This is a genomic window from Pseudomonas parafulva (assembly GCF_000800255.1).
Lineage (GTDB): Bacteria > Pseudomonadota > Gammaproteobacteria > Pseudomonadales > Pseudomonadaceae > Aquipseudomonas > Aquipseudomonas boreofloridensis.
In genome coordinates this window covers 58,231-74,065 of record NZ_CP009747.1, presented here as the reverse complement: position 1 = coordinate 74,065, position 15,835 = coordinate 58,231, and the positions used below count along the sequence as shown (strand labels likewise).

Genomic DNA, 15,835 nt, shown 5'->3' with positions numbered 1-15,835 from the left:
CTGCAGAGGCCGGCCCTGCCGCAGAGCGGCGGGGCTTGGGCCAGACCCGCACCTTACAGGGTGCGAGCAACCTGGACTTTCTCGAAGACTTCGATCTTGTCGCCGACCTTGACGTCGTTGTAGCTCTTCACGCCGATACCGCACTCCATGCCATTACGCACTTCGGAGGCATCGTCCTTGAAGCGACGCAGGGACTCCAGTTCGCCTTCGAAGATCACCACGTCCTCGCGCAGAACGCGGATCGGGCGATTGCGGTACACGGTACCTTCGATGACCATACAGCCAGCGATGGCGCCGAACTTCGGCGAACGGAACACGTCACGGACCTCGGCAACGCCCAGGATGTTCTCGCGAACATCGCTGCCCAGCATGCCGGTCAGGGCTTTCTTGACGTCTTCGATGATGTCGTAGATCACGTTGTAGTAACGCATATCCAGACCTTCCTGCTCGACGATCTTGCGAGCGCCAGCATCGGCACGCACGTTGAAGCCGAACAGTACTGCATTCGAAGCCAGCGCCAGGTTGGCATCGCTCTCGGTGATACCACCGACGCCGCCACCGATGACACGAACCTGAACCTCGTCGTTGCCCAGTCCGCCCAGCGAGCCCTGGAGGGCTTCCAGCGAGCCGCGTACGTCGGTCTTGAGCACGATGTTGAGGGTCTTCTTCTCTTCCTGACCCATGGTCTCGAAGATATTTTCCAGCTTGCCGGCGTGAGCACGGGCCAGCTTGACCTCACGGTACTTGCCTTGACGGAACAGGGCGACTTCGCGCGCCTTCTTCTCGTCAGCCACCACCGACAGTTCGTCACCGGCTTCCGGCGTACCGTCCAGACCGAGAATTTCGACCGGGATCGATGGGCCGGCTTGCTTCACAGGCTTGCCGTTCTCGTCGAGCATGGCACGCACGCGGCCATAGTTGGAACCGACCAGGACCATGTCGCCCTGACGCAGCGTACCGTCCTGAACCAGGATGGTGGCCACCGGACCGCGACCCTTGTCCAGACGCGACTCGACGACGACGCCACGACCAGGTGCGGTCGGGGTGGCAGTCAGCTCGAGAATCTCGGCCTGCAGCAGGACGGCTTCGAGCAGTTCGTCGACACCGGTACCCATCTTCGCCGAAACCTTGACGAATGGCGTGTCACCACCCCAGTCCTCGGAGGTCACGCCTTCGACGGCCAGCTCGTTACGAATGCGGTCGAGGTCGGCACCCGGCTTGTCGATCTTGTTCACCGCGACAACCAGCGGAACACCGGCGGCCTTGGCGTGCTGAACGGCTTCGCGGGTCTGCGGCATCACGCCGTCGTCCGCTGCCACCACCAGGATGACGATGTCGGTAGCCTTGGCACCGCGGGCACGCATCTGGGTGAACGCAGCGTGACCTGGGGTATCGAGGAAGGTGACCATACCGCGGTCGGTTTCCACGTGGTAGGCACCGATGTGCTGGGTGATACCACCCGCCTCGCCCGCCGCGACCTTGGCGCGACGAATGTAGTCGAGCAGCGAAGTCTTACCGTGGTCGACGTGACCCATGACGGTCACGACCGGCGCACGGGACTCGACTTCACCTTCGAACTTCAGCGATTCGGCCAGGGAGTCTTCCAGGGCAGTGTCGCTGACCAGCGTGACCTTGTGGCCCAGCTCTTCGGCGACCAGCTGCGCGGTTTCACGGTCGAGCACCTGGTTGATGGTGACCGGAGTGCCCAGCTTGAACATGAACTTGACCACTTCAGCGGCTTTCACCGACATCTGCTGTGCCAACTCGGAGACGGTGATGGTCTCGCCGATGCTGACGTCGCGGATGACCGGACCGGTCGGGCTCTGGAAGCCATGCTGGTTGCGCTTCTTCAGCTTGCCCTTGCCGCCACGGCCACGGCGTGCGCCATCGCTCTCTTCGTCCGTGGTGCGCGGCGCAGCACGTGGAGTCGGGGCTTTTTCCTTCTCCTTGACCTTGACCTTGATGGACACGCGAGGGGCCTCGCCACGACGCTCACCCGCACCGCTACGACGATCGTCGTCACGGCCACGGCTTTCGTTGCGGCGGTTTTCGTCTTTCTTGCGCTCGGCGGCGCGGGCAGCCGCGTCATCGGCCACCGGGGCGTCCGCGACCACTGGCTGAGCAGCGGCAGGTGCCGGCTCGGTGCGCGCAGCAGGTGCAGCAGCCGGTGCCTCGGAGGTCTGGCGACGCGCCTGTTCCTCGTTACGCTGACGCGTCTCGGCCTCGACCTTCTCGCGTGCAGCATTCTCGGCGGCGCGGCGCTCATCGGCCTCGCGCTTCTGCTCGGCCTGGATTTCTTCCGGGCTGCGCTGCACGAATACTTTCTTCTTGCGTACTTCTACGCTAATGCTCTTGCTACCGGCGACACGCAGGGTGCTGGTGGTTTTGCGCTGCAAGGTAATCTTGCGCGGCTCTTCCGCCTTGCTCTTGTGGCTGCTTTTCAAATGAGTCAGCAGAGTCTGCTTCTCATTGTCGGTCACTACCTGACCGGCGTCGGTGTGCGGCAGACCTGCCTCACGCATCTGCTGCAGCAGGCGCTCTACCGGTGCCTCGACCTCTTGGGCCAGTTCTTTCACCGTGACTTGCGTCATGCACTTCTCTCCTCAGGCCGCGCCTAATTACTCGAACCAGTGGGCTCGGGCGGCCATGATCAACTTGCCGGCACGCTCTTCGTCGATGCCGTCGATGTCGAGCAGGTCGTCGATCGACTGCTCGGCCAGGTCTTCGCGGTTAACCACGCCGCGCACCGCCAGTTCCGCCGCCAGATCCTTGTCCATACCCTCGAGGGAGAGCAGGTCTTCGGCCGGATGGGCGTCTGCCAGTTTTTCTTCGGTAGCGATGGCCTTGGTCAACAAACGGTCCTTGGCACGAGCACGCAGCTCGTTGACGATATCCTCGTCGAAGCCATCGATGTTGAGCATTTCTTCCAACGGTACGTAAGCAATTTCTTCGAGGCTGGTAAAGCCTTCGTCGACCAGCACCTGTGCCAGCTCTTCGTCGACCTCCAGTTCCTCGATGAAGTTACGCAGGATGTCACCCGTTTCAGCTTGCTGCTTGGCCTGGATGTCCTTCTCGGTCATTACGTTCAGGGTCCAGGCCGTCAACTGACTGGCGAGGCGAACGTTCTGACCGCCACGACCGATGGCCTGGGCCAGGTTGTCCTCGGCGACGGCGATGTCCATGGCATGGGCATCTTCATCGACGATGATCGCAGCAACCTCGGCTGGCGACATGGCGTTGATGACGAATTGCGCCGGGTTCTCGTCCCACAGGACGATGTCCACGCGCTCGCCACCCAATTCACCGGAAACAGCCTGCACACGCGAACCGCGCATACCGATGCAGGCACCTTGCGGATCGATGCGCTTGTCCTTGGAGCGCACGGCAATCTTGGCACGCGAACCCGGATCACGGGACGCCGCCATCACCTCGATCAACCCCTCGGCAATTTCCGGCACCTCGATGCGGAACAATTCGATCAGCATCTGCGGCGCAGTACGCGACAGGATCAACTGCGGACCGCGGTTTTCGGTACGAATTTCCTTGAGCAGCGCACGCAAGCGCACGCCGACACGGAAGGTTTCCCGCGCGATGATGTCTTCACGCGCCAGCAGCGCCTCGGCATTGTTGCCCAGATCGACGATGACGTTGTCGCGGGTAACTTTCTTGACGGTGCCGGAAATGATCTCACCGACTCGCTCACGATAAGCGTCTACCACCTGAGCACGCTCGGCCTCGCGGACCTTCTGCACGATCACCTGCTTGGCGGTCTGGGCGGCGATGCGACCGAACTCGATCGACTCGATCTTTTCCTCGATCACGTCGCCGATCTTGGCTTCGGGATGCGTGTCCTTGATCTTGTCCAGCCAAGTCTCGATCGCCGGATCGTCTAGATCGTTCTCGTCGACCACGGTCCAACGGCGGAAGGTCTCGTAACTACCGGTGTGGCGGTTGATTTCCACACGCAGATCGACTTCGTCTTCAAAACGTTTCTTGGTTGCAGTGGCCAGAGCCACTTCCAGCGCTTCGAAAATGACGCCGGGCGGTACACCCTTTTCGTTGGATACCGATTCAACAACCAGCAGTACTTCTTTGCTCATCGTACGCCTCGCCTTGCGCAAGCCATTAGGCCCGGAATGTCCACCGGCCCCGGCACGTCTCAGTCAAAACTGGGAATAATATTGGCCTTGTCGATCGAGTCGATCGGCAGCAGGAATTCATTGGTATCCACCTGGACCACCACGTCCTGATCCTCGACACCGCGGAGAAGGCCCTGGAAGTTGCGACGCCCTTCGAAAGGCGTGCGCAGCTTGATCTTCACTTGTTCGCCGGCATGCAAAGCAAACTGTTCCAATGTGAACAGCGGGCGATCCATGCCTGGAGAGGAAACCTCAAGGGTGTATTCACTGCTGATCGGGTCTTCCACGTCGAGGATGGCACTGGCCTGACGGCTGACCGCTTCGCAGTCGTCCACCAGAATTCCGCCGTCCTTATCGATATAGATGCGCAGTACCGAATGCTTGCCTTGGGAAACGTATTCGATCCCCCAGCACTGATAGCCCAGACCCTCGACAACCGGGGCCAACAAGGCCTGCAACTGTTCTAGCTTGCTCGACACCTGAACCCCCTCGTGCATGCTGTGCAAATAAAAAATGGGCAAAGCGCCCATCCCTGAAAGCGCCGTTGAACAACGACGCGAAGAACTGTTCAGCTAGCAAAAAGCCCCTGAAAAGGGGCTCCGCTGAAACTGGTTGCGGGGGCTGGATTTGAACCAACGACCTTCGGGTTATGAGCCCGACGAGCTACCAAGCTGCTCCACCCCGCGACAAAGCTGGGGCGGAAGTATAAGACCGAACCCTATGCTGGGTCAATCCGACCTCCACCTGCAAGAAAGCCCGCTCAAAGCGGGCTCTCATGCTTCAATTGGTACCGAGAAGGGGACTCGAACCCCTACACCCTATGGGCACAACCACCTCAAGGTTGCGTGTCTACCAATTCCACCACCTCGGCAATATTACAACTTGAAACCCGTTACTTCTGCTCTTCTGCTGGAGGAGGGACGTCACCTTTTGGGGCGGCTTCACTCTTCTGCTGCTGGAGCACCGGTACATCATCATTTACTGCCGGCTTTTGCTCTTTGACTTCCAGCACCGCTGGATCTGGCAAACCGGCTTGAGTCAGCTGGTGTGCCTGCTGCTTGGCGAAGTATCCTAACCCAAGTGCAGTCAAAAAGAAAGTGGCGGCAAGTATAGCAGTAAACTTACTCAGAAAGGTAGCAGAACCTTGGCTTCCGAACACAGTATTTGAAGCGCCTGCGCCGAAAGATGCACCTGCTTCCGCACCTTTACCCTGTTGCATCAGTACCAGCGCCACCAGCGCCAGCGCAGCCAACAGATGAAAAACAACTACGACTGTTTCCAGCATATGTTCAGTTTCCTGCGGCGCGACAAATTGCACCGAATTCGTCTGCGTTCAGGGATGCTCCACCAATGAGCCCCCCATCAATATCCGGCATGCCGAACAGTTCGGCCGCATTGGCCGCCTTCACGCTACCGCCGTAGAGAAGCTGCATATTCGCTGCAACTTCGGCATCCAGCGACGCCAACTGAGCACGGATGGCGGCGTGCACATCCTGAGCCTGCTGCGGCGAAGCCGTCAAACCCGTGCCGATGGCCCATACAGGCTCATAGGCGATGACCGCATTGGCAAATACCGCGACACCCAAGGCATCGATGATACTACCTAGTTGCCGCCCTACAACTTCTAGTGTCTTGCCAGCCTCGCGCTCCGCGAGAGTTTCCCCTACACAAAGCACAGGTTTTAATCCACCTGCTTGAGCGGCTGCAAACTTGTGAATCAGGACTTCGTTCGTTTCGCCAATGATCTGACGACGCTCAGAGTGCCCGATCAACACCAACTTGCAACCCACTTCAGCCAACTGACTCGGCGCAACTTCACCGGTCAACGCACCCTGTTCGGGCTGTACTGCAGAATTCTGTGCTCCGACGATGATTTCCGTCTCGCTCAATTCATCGACGACCTGACCGATGAACAACGCCGGTGGAAACACCGCCACTTCGATACCGCTCGGAAGAACCAGATTCTTCAGGTTCAAGCTCAGCTCAGCGACGCTGGCGCGGGTACCGTGCATCTTCCAGTTACCAGCTACCATGGGGCGACGCATGCTCTACCTCGTCGGTCAAAGTGGGCGCAGATCTTACCCAACCAGAATCGCGCTGGCAAGCGTCTTTCAGGCACAAACTTCAGCGACGACCTTGGCCAAGGCCTCGGCGTGGCCACGCACCTGGTTTTCATCATCGCCCTCGACCATCACCCGCACCAGCGGCTCAGTCCCGGACTTGCGCAACAGGACGCGACCACGACCGGCCATCGCCTCGGTCACTTTGGCACTGGCCTCTTGCACCGCTGAGTTTTCCAGCGGATCGGCACCTCCTGCGCCATAGCGGACATTGATCAGCACTTGCGGACATTTGCGGATGGCCTGGCGTGCCTGGGCCAGGTTTTCACCACGACGCCTGAGTGCCATCAACACCTGCAGCGCGGCGATGATCGCATCGCCCGTGGTGGTATGGTTGCAGCACACCACGTGCCCCGAGTTCTCGCCGCCCAGTTGCCACTCACGCTCGATCAGTTCGGCCATGACGTATCGGTCGCCGACCTTGGCACGGGCAAACGGAATATCCAGGTCCTTGAGCGCCAACTCCAGGCCGAGGTTGCTCATCAGCGTCCCTACCACACCGCCTTGCAACTTGCCGCGCTCATGCAGATCGCGGGCAATGATGAACAACAACTCGTCGCCGTCGACGATGGCGCCGGTGTGATCGACCATCAGCACCCGATCCCCATCACCGTCGAAGGCGATACCCAAGTCCGCATGCCCCACCAGCACCGCAGCCTGCAGGGACTCGATGTGCGTGGAACCGCAGTTTTCATTGATGTTCAAGCCATCTGGCTGCGCGCTGAGCACCGTGACATCGGCACCCAACTCGCGGAACACGCTGGGCGCCACTTTGTAAGTAGCGCCATGGGCGCAGTCGACGACCAACTTGAGCCCTGCGAAATCAGTGCTGCTGGGGACGCTGCTCTTGCAGAACTCGATATAGCGTCCAGCTGCATCGTTGATCCGCGACACCTTGCCCAACTTGCTCGACTCCACCACGTTCATTGGCTGGTCAAGCAACTCCTCGATCATGAGCTCCACTTCGTCTGGCAATTTCGTGCCGGAACCGGAGAAGAACTTGATGCCGTTGTCGTCATGCGGGTTATGCGAGGCGCTGATGACGATGCCCGCCTCGGCATGGAAGGTGCGCGTCAGATAGGCGATGGCGGGGGTCGGCATCGGGCCAAGCAGCATGACGTCAGCACCGGCCGCCGACAAACCGGCCTCCAGTGCGGACTCGAACATGTAGCCGGAGATCCGGGTGTCCTTGCCCACCAGAACACGGCAGTGGCCGTGCTTGCGGAAAGCCATGCCTGCTGCCCAACCGAGCTTCAGCATGAAGTCGGGAGTGATGGGGTACTCGCCGACGCGGCCACGAATACCATCGGTACCAAAGTATTTCCTGCTCATAGTGTCTCCAAACGTTCTTATTCGGCGTTCTGCACCGCAGCGATCATGCGCACCACATCGACGGTCTCGGCCACGTCATGAACACGCAGAATGCTTGTGCCCATGGTCATGGCCAACGCCGCCAGCGCCAGGCTGCCGTAGAGACGCTCACCGACCGGACGGTCCAGCGCCAGGCCTATCATGCTTTTGCGCGAGACGCCCACCAGCAAGGGGCGACCCAGGCAATACAATGCTTCCAGATGCTTGAACAGGCTCAGGTTGTGCGCCAGGTTCTTGGCAAAACCAAAGCCTGGGTCGAGGATGACGCGCTCAGGAGCAATGCCCGCCGCCGCGCAGGCAGCGATGCGCTGCTCCAGATAACGCGCCACCTCGGCGGTGACATCGTCGTAGCGCGGATTGTCCTGCATGTTACCCGGCTCGCCGCGCATGTGCATCAAGCACACGGGAAGGCCGGTACTGGCGGCCGCCTCCAGGGCACCCTCGCGCTCCAGAGCACGAACGTCGTTGATCAGCCCTGCGCCGAGTCGAGCCACTTCGCGCATCACTGTGGGCGTCGAAGTGTCGACCGAGATGATCACATCCAGACGCGCGCTGATCGCTTCGACGATGGGTGCGACTCGACCCAGCTCTTCGTCAGGCGATACCGCGCGAGCTCCAGGCCGAGTGGACTCACCGCCCACATCGATGAGCGACGCGCCGGCCTCAACCATCGCCTCGGCATGCCGAAGCGCCTCGTCGTGGCGGCTGAACCGGCCGCCATCAGAGAAGGAGTCCGGCGTGACATTGAGGATACCCATGACATGGGTGCGGGATAAATCAAGAACCCGGTTGCCGCAAGGCAACCGGGTTGGGTACTGCTGCAAGGTCATAGAAACCCTTAATGTTGGGCCGCTGGACCACCGATCGGCGACTCGGGACGATCGCCCTGGGACGCTGGCGTGCCAGAGGTGCCGGCATCGTTGTCCCAATCACGCGGTTCGCGCGGAGCACGCCCGGACATGATGTCGTCGATTTGGTCGGCATCGATGGTTTCGTACTTCATCAATGCCTCGGCCATCGCGTCGAGCTTGTCGCGGTTTTCGGTAAGGATCTGCTTGGCGGTGGCATAGCAGTGATCGATGATGCTACGTACTTCAGAATCGATCAGCTTGGCGGTTTCACCCGACACACTCGCCTGCTGGCTGCCGGCACTGCGACCGAGGAAAACTTCGCCCTCCTCTTCGGCATACATCAGCGGGCCGAGTTTCTCGGACAACCCCCACTTGGTGACCATGTTCCGAGCGATCTGGCTGGCGCGCATGATGTCGTTCGACGCACCGGTGGTGACACCATCGAAGCCCAGCGTCATCTCCTCGGCGATACGTCCACCGTAAAGCGAGCAGATCTGGCTGATCAGCGCACGCTTGGAGAGGCTGTAGCGGTCCTCTTCGGGGAGGAACATGGTCACACCCAAAGCACGACCACGCGGGATGATCGAAACCTTGTAGACCGGATCATGCTCGGGAACGATACGACCGACGATGGCATGGCCGGCTTCATGGTAGGCAGTATTCTGCTTTTCCTTTTCCGACATGACCATGGTCTTGCGTTCAGCGCCCATCATGATCTTGTCTTTGGCCAGCTCGAACTCTTTCATCTCGACCAGACGCTTGCCTGCGCGGGCGGCGAACAACGACGCCTCGTTGACCAGATTGGCCAAGTCGGCACCAGAGAAGCCGGGGGTGCCACGGGCGATGACGGCAGCGTTGACGTTCTCGCCGATTGGCACTTTGCGCATGTGCACCTTGAGGATCTGCTCGCGACCGCGGATGTCCGGCAGACCGACCACCACCTGACGGTCGAACCGACCCGGGCGCAGCAGCGCGGGATCGAGCACGTCGGGGCGGTTGGTGGCGGCAATGACGATGATGCCATCGTTCATCTCGAAGCCGTCCATTTCCACCAGCAACTGGTTCAGCGTCTGTTCACGCTCGTCATGACCGCCGCCCATGCCTGCGCCACGGTGGCGACCAACGGCATCGATTTCGTCAATGAAGATGATGCAAGGCGCATGCTTTTTGGCCTGCTCGAACATGTCACGAACCCGGCTAGCGCCCACACCGACGAACATTTCGACGAAGTCGGAACCGGAAATGGTGAAGAACGGTACCTTGGCTTCACCGGCGATGGCTTTGGCCAGCAAGGTCTTACCGGTACCGGGTGGGCCGACCATCAATACACCGCGAGGAATTCGACCACCCAGGCGCTGGAACTTGCCTGGGTCACGGAGGAACTCGACCAGTTCGCCGACTTCCTCTTTAGCCTCGTCGCAACCGGCGACGTCAGCCAGCGTAGTCTTGACCTGGTCTTCGGAAAGCAGGCGCGCCTTGCTCTTGCCGAAGCTCATAGGCCCGCCCTTGCCGCCAGCACCGCCTTGCATCTGGCGCATGAAGAACATGAACACGGCAATGATGACCAGGATGGGGAAGCTCGCCACCAGCAACTGAGTCCAGATGCTCTGTTGCTCGGGTTGCTTGCCTTCGACCACGACGTGGTTGTCGACCAGATCGCCGATCAAACCGTTGTCGGCGATGGCCGGACGCACGGTCTTGAAGTTGTCGCCATCAGTACGCTTACCAGTGATGACGGCACCGTCGACGGTGACGCGCTCGACCTTGCCGTCCTTGACTTGCTGAATGAAGTCGGAGTAGTTGAGGGTCTGCGGCTCGTTAGGGCTGGAGAAGTTGTTCATCACCGTCACAAGGACGGCGGCGATGATCAACCACAGGATCAAATTCTTTGCCATGTCGTTCAATTAGCTACCCTCTGAGGTCGGCGCACGACGCAGCCGTGCCTCGCATGATAATCACCGCCCTAACTTACTACATTACCTGCGCATCCGCAGGCACCGTCTGTAACCCTTTGTGAAACCTAGACTACACGAAGTTCGGACGTTGCTGATTTCATGGCCGATTGGAATTAACTATCGGCCATTGTGGCAATTCCTGCTCATTCGCCTTTGTACCCCCTGGCCAGCAGATACTGTTCACGGGAGCGATCCCGAGACGACGAAGGCTTGCGCATCTGCACCTTGTCGAACTTGCTGCGCACTTCCTTGAGGTACACGTCGAAACCCTCTCCCTGGAAAATCTTGATCAGGAAGTCGCCACCCGGCTTGAGCACGCGAGCGGCCAGGTCCAGTGCCAGCTCGCAGAGGAACATAGCGCGCGGCATGTCCACGGCAGGCGTACCACTCATATTGGGGGCCATATCGGAAATCACAAGGTCGACGTGCGAATCGCCGACGGCCTGCAGGATCTGCTCGAGCACCGAATCCTGGGTGAAGTCGCCTTGGATGAAGGTGACATCGGGAATCGAATCCATTTCCAGAATATCGGAGGCGATCAACCGCCCTTGCCCGCCGATCAGACGACTGGTCACCTGTGACCAGCCACCCGGCGCGGCGCCCAGGTCGATCACGCTCATTCCGGGACGAATGAGTCGATCCTTTTCCTGTATCTCCAACAGTTTGTAGCTTGCGCGCGAACGGTAGCCATCCTTCTGCGCCTGCTTCACGAATGGATCGTTGAAATGCTCTCTCAGCCAGTTATGGCTGCTTTTAGAACGCTGCGCCACGGGGCACCTCGATGATTAGCGTCGTGATTGACTGGGCGGAGCCACGGGCCCTCGGGTAAAATGGCCACCAATTTTACAGAATCAGACGAAAAGGGTCAGATTATGCCGCTCAATAACGAGCAGAAGAAACAGTACAAGTCCATTGGCCATGACCTGAAGCCGGTCCTGATCGTTGCCGGCAATGGGCTCAATGAAGGTGTGATCGCCGAGCTGGAGCGTGCGCTCGTCGATCATGAGCTGATCAAGATCGAGATTCGCTCGGAAGATCGCGAGGAGCGCGCCGCTGCCATCGCCGAACTGTGCAAGGCTGGCCGTGCCGAGCTGGTGCAGACCATCGGCAAGAAGGCGCTGATCTATCGCAAGAACCCGCAGCCGAACAAGCAACTGTCCAACATCCACCGCTACAAGTGACGGTGACGCCCGTCAGTGGCGCGCCTTGCGCGCCCTGACAGGAACCGGCTGGGCCACCAGCACGATGCCGGAAAAACCCAGCACCAGGAAACAGAACATCTGCCAGCGCTCACCAACAGATATGCCGTAGCGCAGCGTGTAGTACCCCACACAGGCGCCCAGGCCAAGCAGTAGCATTTGGCCGCGGAACTGCCGCCACCACGCCGATAGACCCTCGACCCGCGCCAGCACGGCCAGCTGAGTCAACAGCCCAAGCAGCGCCACGCCAATCAACCAGCGGTCGATCTGCCCGGCGATGTCCTGCACCAGCAAAGGCGCCAGGCCACTGACCTTGAGCGCCGGTACCAGCCCCACATGGAAAACCCACAGGCCGCCGACCCAGAACACCTGGGCCAGTTGCCAGAGGATCCCCTCCAGGGACGGCGCGCGCTGGCGCCGGTCAGATGTGCTTGACTTCGACAATCTCGTACTCGACGGTTCCGCTCGGGGTCTTGACCACGACGGTATCACCCTCTTCCTTGCCAATGATGGCGCGGGCGATGGGTGCGCTGCTCGACAGCTTGCCTTGCCTAACGTCAGCTTCGTCCTCGCCGACGATCTGGTAGGTCACCTCGTCATCGTTCTCGGTGTTGGCCAACACGACGGTGGTACCGAAGATGACCTTGCCGGTGTGAGCGATGGTGGTGACATCGATCACCACCGAGTTCTGCAACCGACCTTCGATATCGCGGATACGTGCTTCGACCATGCCCTGTTCCTCGCGGGCGGCATGGTACTCGGCATTCTCCTTGAGATCGCCCAGCTCACGCGCTTCACCGATCGCCTGGCTCAGGCGCGGGCGCTCGGTCTTGCTGAGGAAAAGCAGCTCTTCTTCCAGGGCGCGGGCGCCCTGGACGGTCATCGGATATTTGGTAATGCTCATGCTTTGAGTCCTGCATGCAGATCCTGCAGGCGACGAACGGTCTTCTCAGGACCGAATTTCAGCGCCTCGCAGATGGCTTCACCCGCCGCGATCGTAGTGGTGCAGTAGATCTTGTGCTGCAGCGCATTACGGCGAATCGAGTAGGAATCGGCGATCGACTGGCGGCCTTCGGTGGTATTGATGATCAGCGACACTTCGTCGTTCTTGATCATGTCGACCACATGCGGGCGACCCTCGGTCACCTTGTTGACACGACGCACTTTCAGACCGGCAGCCTCGATTACCTTGGCAGTCCCGGCAGTAGCGACCACCTCGAAGCCCAGGGTGATCAAATCACGGGCAACGGCAGCCACTTGCGGCTTGTCGTCGTCGCGCACACTGATGAATGCGGTGCCGCCGCTTGGCAACACTTCGCTAGCCCCCATCTGGGCTTTGGCGAAGGCCTCACCGAAGCTGTCGCCCACACCCATCACCTCACCGGTGGATTTCATCTCAGGGCCGAGGATCGGGTCAACCCCTGGGAACTTGGCGAACGGGAAGACGGCTTCCTTGACGCTGTAGAAGTTCGGGATGATTTCCTCGGTGAAGCCCAGCTCCTTGAGCGACTTACCGGCCATCACGCGTGCAGCGATCATCGCCAGCGAAGTGCCGATGCACTTGGATACGAACGGTACGGTACGCGAGGCACGCGGGTTGACCTCGATCACGTAGATCTTGTCGCCCTGCAGCGCCAACTGCACGTTCATCAATCCGACCACGCCCAACTCCAGCGCCATTTTGCGCACTTGCTCGCGGACTTCGTCCTGCACGCCCTTGCTCAGCGAGTAGGGCGGCAGCGAGCATGCCGAGTCGCCGGAGTGGACGCCGGCCTGCTCGATATGCTGCATGATCGCGCCGATGACCACGTCGGTACCGTCGCAGACAGCGTCCACGTCCATCTCGATGGCACAGTTGAGGAAGTGGTCGAGCAGCACCGGGCTGTCGTTGGACACTTGCACCGCTTCGCGCAGGTAGCGCTTGAGCTCGTCCAGCTCGTAGACGATCTCCATCGCACGGCCGCCCAGCACATAGGACGGACGCACCACCAGCGGGTAGCCAATATCACCGGCGGCACGGATGGCTTCCTCTTCGCTGCGCACGGTCGCATTCGGCGGCTGCAGCAGGTTCAGGCGCTGGACCATCTGCTGGAAGCGCTCACGGTCTTCGGCACGGTCGATGGCGTCCGGGCTGGTGCCGATGATCGGTACGCCTGCCTCTTCAAGGGCGCGGGCCAGTTTCAGCGGAGTCTGACCACCGTAATGGACGATGACGCCTTTAGGCTTCTCGACGCGGCAGACTTCCAGCACGTCTTCCAGGGTCAGCGGTTCGAAGTACAGACGATCCGAGGTGTCGTAGTCGGTGGAGACGGTTTCAGGGTTGCAGTTGACCATGATGGTCTCGTACCCGTCTTCACGCAGCGCCAAAGCGGCGTGCACGCAGCAGTAGTCGAACTCGATACCTTGGCCGATACGGTTCGGGCCACCCCCGAGGATCATGATCTTGTCGCGGGTCGACGGATTGGCCTCGCACTCTTCTTCGTACGTGGAGTACAGGTAGGCGGTGTCGGTGGCGAATTCGGCGGCGCACGTGTCGACGCGCTTGTAAACCGGCAGCACGTCGAGCTTATGGCGGTGACGACGCAGATTCTTGTCGGTCACGCCCAGCAGCTTGGCCAGGCGCTGGTCGGAGAAGCCCTTGCGCTTGAGGCGCAGCATCAGGGCCTTGTCGATGTCGGCCAGGCCGAGGGTCTTGACCTTCTCCTCTTCCTTGATCAGGTCTTCGAGCTGCACCAGGAACCAGTGGTCGATGCCGGTGAGGGCGAAGATTTCGTCGCGGCTCATGCCGGCGCGCAGGGCATCGGCCACATACCAGATACGCTCGGCACCGGGCACGGTCAGCTCACGCTTGAGAATGCTCGACGCTTCGGAACTGGCCAGATCCACTTTCGGGTCCAGACCGCAGGCACCAACTTCCAGGCCGCGCAGGGCTTTCTGCAGGGATTCCTGGAAGGTGCGACCGATGGCCATGACTTCACCCACGGACTTCATCTGGGTGGTCAGGCGCGCGTCGGCCTTGGGGAACTTCTCGAAGGCGAAGCGGGGCAGCTTGGTGACGACATAGTCGATCGAAGGCTCGAAGGACGCCGGGGTGCGACCGCCGGTGATATCGTTCTGCAGCTCATCGAGGGTGTAGCCGACTGCCAACTTGGCCGCGATCTTGGCGATCGGGAAGCCGGTGGCCTTGGAGGCCAGGGCCGAGGAACGAGAAACCCGTGGGTTCATCTCGATCACGACCATACGGCCGGTGTTCGGGCAGATGCCGAACTGCACGTTGGAACCGCCGGTTTCGACGCCGATCTCACGCAGCACCGCCAGCGAGGCGTTGCGCATGATCTGGTATTCCTTGTCGGTAAGCGTCTGCGCCGGCGCGACGGTGATCGAGTCGCCGGTGTGTACGCCCATCGGATCGAAGTTTTCGATGGAGCAGACGATGATGCAGTTGTCCTTCTTGTCGCGGACCACCTCCATCTCGTATTCCTTCCAGCCGATCAGCGACTCGTCGATCAGCAGTTCCTTGGTCGGCGACAGGTCCAGACCACGGGCGCAGATTTCCTCGAACTCTTCACGGTTGTAGGCGATGCCGCCACCGGTGCCACCCATGGTGAAGGACGGACGGATGATGCACGGGAAGCCCAGCTTTTCCAGGACCGCATTGGCCTCTTCCATGCTATGGGCGATGCCCGAACGCGGGCATTCCAGACCGATGTCCTTCATTGCCTTGTCGAAGCGCGAACGGTCCTCGGCCTTGTCGATGGTGTCGGCGTTGGCGCCGATCATCTCTACGCCGAACTTCTCCAGAACGCCATGGCGCTCCAGATCCAGGGCGCAGTTCAGCGCGGTCTGACCGCCCATGGTCGGAAGCACCGCGTCTGGACGTTCTTTCTCGATGATCTTGGCCACCGACTGCCACTTTATCGGCTCGATGTAGGTGGCGTCGGCCATGGCCGGGTCGGTCATGATGGTGGCCGGGTTGGAATTCACCAGGATGACGCGGAAACCTTCCTCGCGCAGGGCTTTGCAAGCCTGGGCGCCGGAATAGTCGAATTCACAGGCCTGGCCGATCACGATCGGGCCAGCGCCGAGAATCAGGATGCTTTTGATGTCTGTACGTTTTGGCATGGTTGTCACTCAAATCCGCGGGTCAGTCGGCAAGCCGTCTTGAACAATCTGGGTCAGGCGCTTCCGGACACGGCACAG

General features: G+C 60.4%; 13 protein-coding genes and 2 tRNA genes. 1 reads left to right on the top strand and 14 read right to left on the bottom strand.

Translation table 11 applies throughout. The features are described 5' to 3' along the window. Positions 1–53: 53 nt before the first annotated feature. From infB to rlmE, 11 genes are all read right to left on the bottom strand, one after another. The gene (gene infB / locus NJ69_RS00320) at positions 54–2,591 is read right to left on the bottom strand and encodes a translation initiation factor IF-2 (RefSeq protein ID WP_039575131.1); all 2,538 of its coding nucleotides are present in this window, start codon (positions 2,589–2,591) and stop codon (positions 54–56) included. 27 nt (positions 2,592–2,618) lie between these two features. Then, entirely contained in the window at positions 2,619–4,100 is a 1,482-nt protein-coding gene (gene nusA, locus NJ69_RS00315) for a transcription termination factor NusA (RefSeq protein ID WP_029613928.1), read from the bottom strand. A gap of 59 nt (positions 4,101–4,159) precedes the next feature. After that, positions 4,160–4,618 carry a ribosome maturation factor RimP gene (rimP, locus tag NJ69_RS00310; protein WP_029613927.1) on the bottom strand — a complete coding sequence of 153 codons (459 nt, stop codon included), beginning with the start codon at positions 4,616–4,618 and terminating at the stop codon, positions 4,160–4,162. Positions 4,619–4,748: 130 nt separating this feature from the next. After that, positions 4,749–4,825 (bottom strand) — tRNA-Met (locus NJ69_RS00305). A gap of 99 nt (positions 4,826–4,924) precedes the next feature. Continuing rightward, positions 4,925–5,010 (bottom strand) — tRNA-Leu (locus NJ69_RS00300). A gap of 21 nt (positions 5,011–5,031) precedes the next feature. Next, on the bottom strand, positions 5,032–5,424 hold the full coding sequence (gene secG, locus NJ69_RS00295; RefSeq protein ID WP_029613926.1) for a preprotein translocase subunit SecG: 393 nt from the start codon (positions 5,422–5,424) through the stop codon (positions 5,032–5,034). Positions 5,425–5,428: 4 nt separating this feature from the next. Further along, positions 5,429–6,184, bottom strand: coding sequence for a triose-phosphate isomerase (tpiA, locus tag NJ69_RS00290; RefSeq protein ID WP_039575128.1), 756 nt, complete (start codon positions 6,182–6,184; stop codon positions 5,429–5,431). Between the two features lie 66 nt (positions 6,185–6,250). Continuing rightward, positions 6,251–7,591, bottom strand: coding sequence for a phosphoglucosamine mutase (gene glmM / locus NJ69_RS00285; RefSeq protein ID WP_029613924.1), 1,341 nt, complete (start codon positions 7,589–7,591; stop codon positions 6,251–6,253). Positions 7,592–7,608: 17 nt separating this feature from the next. Further along, positions 7,609–8,460, bottom strand: coding sequence for a dihydropteroate synthase (folP, locus tag NJ69_RS00280; protein WP_029613923.1), 852 nt, complete (start codon positions 8,458–8,460; stop codon positions 7,609–7,611). A gap of 8 nt (positions 8,461–8,468) precedes the next feature. Next, the gene (gene ftsH / locus NJ69_RS00275; protein WP_029613922.1) at positions 8,469–10,376 is read right to left on the bottom strand and encodes an ATP-dependent zinc metalloprotease FtsH; all 1,908 of its coding nucleotides are present in this window, start codon (positions 10,374–10,376) and stop codon (positions 8,469–8,471) included. 203 nt (positions 10,377–10,579) lie between these two features. Further along, the gene (gene rlmE, locus NJ69_RS00270; protein WP_029613921.1) at positions 10,580–11,206 is read right to left on the bottom strand and encodes a 23S rRNA (uridine(2552)-2'-O)-methyltransferase RlmE; all 627 of its coding nucleotides are present in this window, start codon (positions 11,204–11,206) and stop codon (positions 10,580–10,582) included. 102 nt (positions 11,207–11,308) lie between these two features. Between rlmE and NJ69_RS00265 the strand changes: the two genes are divergently transcribed. Further along, complete coding sequence (locus NJ69_RS00265) at positions 11,309–11,617, top strand: YhbY family RNA-binding protein (protein WP_029613920.1); 309 nt, start codon at positions 11,309–11,311, stop codon at positions 11,615–11,617. A gap of 12 nt (positions 11,618–11,629) precedes the next feature. On the opposite strand, the gene NJ69_RS00260 is transcribed toward NJ69_RS00265, so the two are convergent. The 3 genes from NJ69_RS00260 to carB are packed head-to-tail and all read right to left on the bottom strand — an operon-like array spanning position 11,630 to position 15,757. Beyond that, positions 11,630–12,079, bottom strand: coding sequence for an MFS transporter (locus NJ69_RS00260; RefSeq protein WP_080754697.1), 450 nt, complete (start codon positions 12,077–12,079; stop codon positions 11,630–11,632). Continuing rightward, complete coding sequence (gene greA / locus NJ69_RS00255; protein WP_080754696.1) at positions 12,057–12,539, bottom strand: transcription elongation factor GreA; 483 nt, start codon at positions 12,537–12,539, stop codon at positions 12,057–12,059. Before greA ends, NJ69_RS00260 begins: the two co-directional genes overlap by 23 nt. Continuing rightward, a complete protein-coding gene (gene carB / locus NJ69_RS00250; protein WP_039575125.1) occupies positions 12,536–15,757 on the bottom strand; it encodes a carbamoyl-phosphate synthase large subunit in 3,222 nt (1,073 codons plus the stop codon). The genes greA and carB overlap by 4 nt, the downstream gene beginning before the upstream one ends. Positions 15,758–15,835: the final 78 nt, after the last annotated feature.

What these genes read in the sequence shown, in the direction of transcription:
- infB (WP_039575131.1), bottom strand. Translation starts at nt 2,591, where the DNA reads ATGACGCAAGTCACGGTGAAAGAACTGGCCCAAGAGGTCGAGGCACCG.
- nusA (WP_029613928.1), bottom strand. Translation starts at nt 4,100, where the DNA reads ATGAGCAAAGAAGTACTGCTGGTTGTTGAATCGGTATCCAACGAAAAG.
- secG (WP_029613926.1), bottom strand. Translation starts at nt 5,424, where the DNA reads ATGCTGGAAACAGTCGTAGTTGTTTTTCATCTGTTGGCTGCGCTGGCG.
- tpiA (WP_039575128.1), bottom strand. Translation starts at nt 6,184, where the DNA reads ATGCGTCGCCCCATGGTAGCTGGTAACTGGAAGATGCACGGTACCCGC.
- glmM (WP_029613924.1), bottom strand. Translation starts at nt 7,591, where the DNA reads ATGAGCAGGAAATACTTTGGTACCGATGGTATTCGTGGCCGCGTCGGC.
- folP (WP_029613923.1), bottom strand. Translation starts at nt 8,460, where the DNA reads ATGACCTTGCAGCAGTACCCAACCCGGTTGCCTTGCGGCAACCGGGTT.
- ftsH (WP_029613922.1), bottom strand. Translation starts at nt 10,376, where the DNA reads ATGGCAAAGAATTTGATCCTGTGGTTGATCATCGCCGCCGTCCTTGTG.
- NJ69_RS00265 (WP_029613920.1), top strand. Translation starts at nt 11,309, where the DNA reads ATGCCGCTCAATAACGAGCAGAAGAAACAGTACAAGTCCATTGGCCAT.
- greA (WP_080754696.1), bottom strand. Translation starts at nt 12,539, where the DNA reads ATGAGCATTACCAAATATCCGATGACCGTCCAGGGCGCCCGCGCCCTG.
- carB (WP_039575125.1), bottom strand. Translation starts at nt 15,757, where the DNA reads ATGCCAAAACGTACAGACATCAAAAGCATCCTGATTCTCGGCGCTGGC.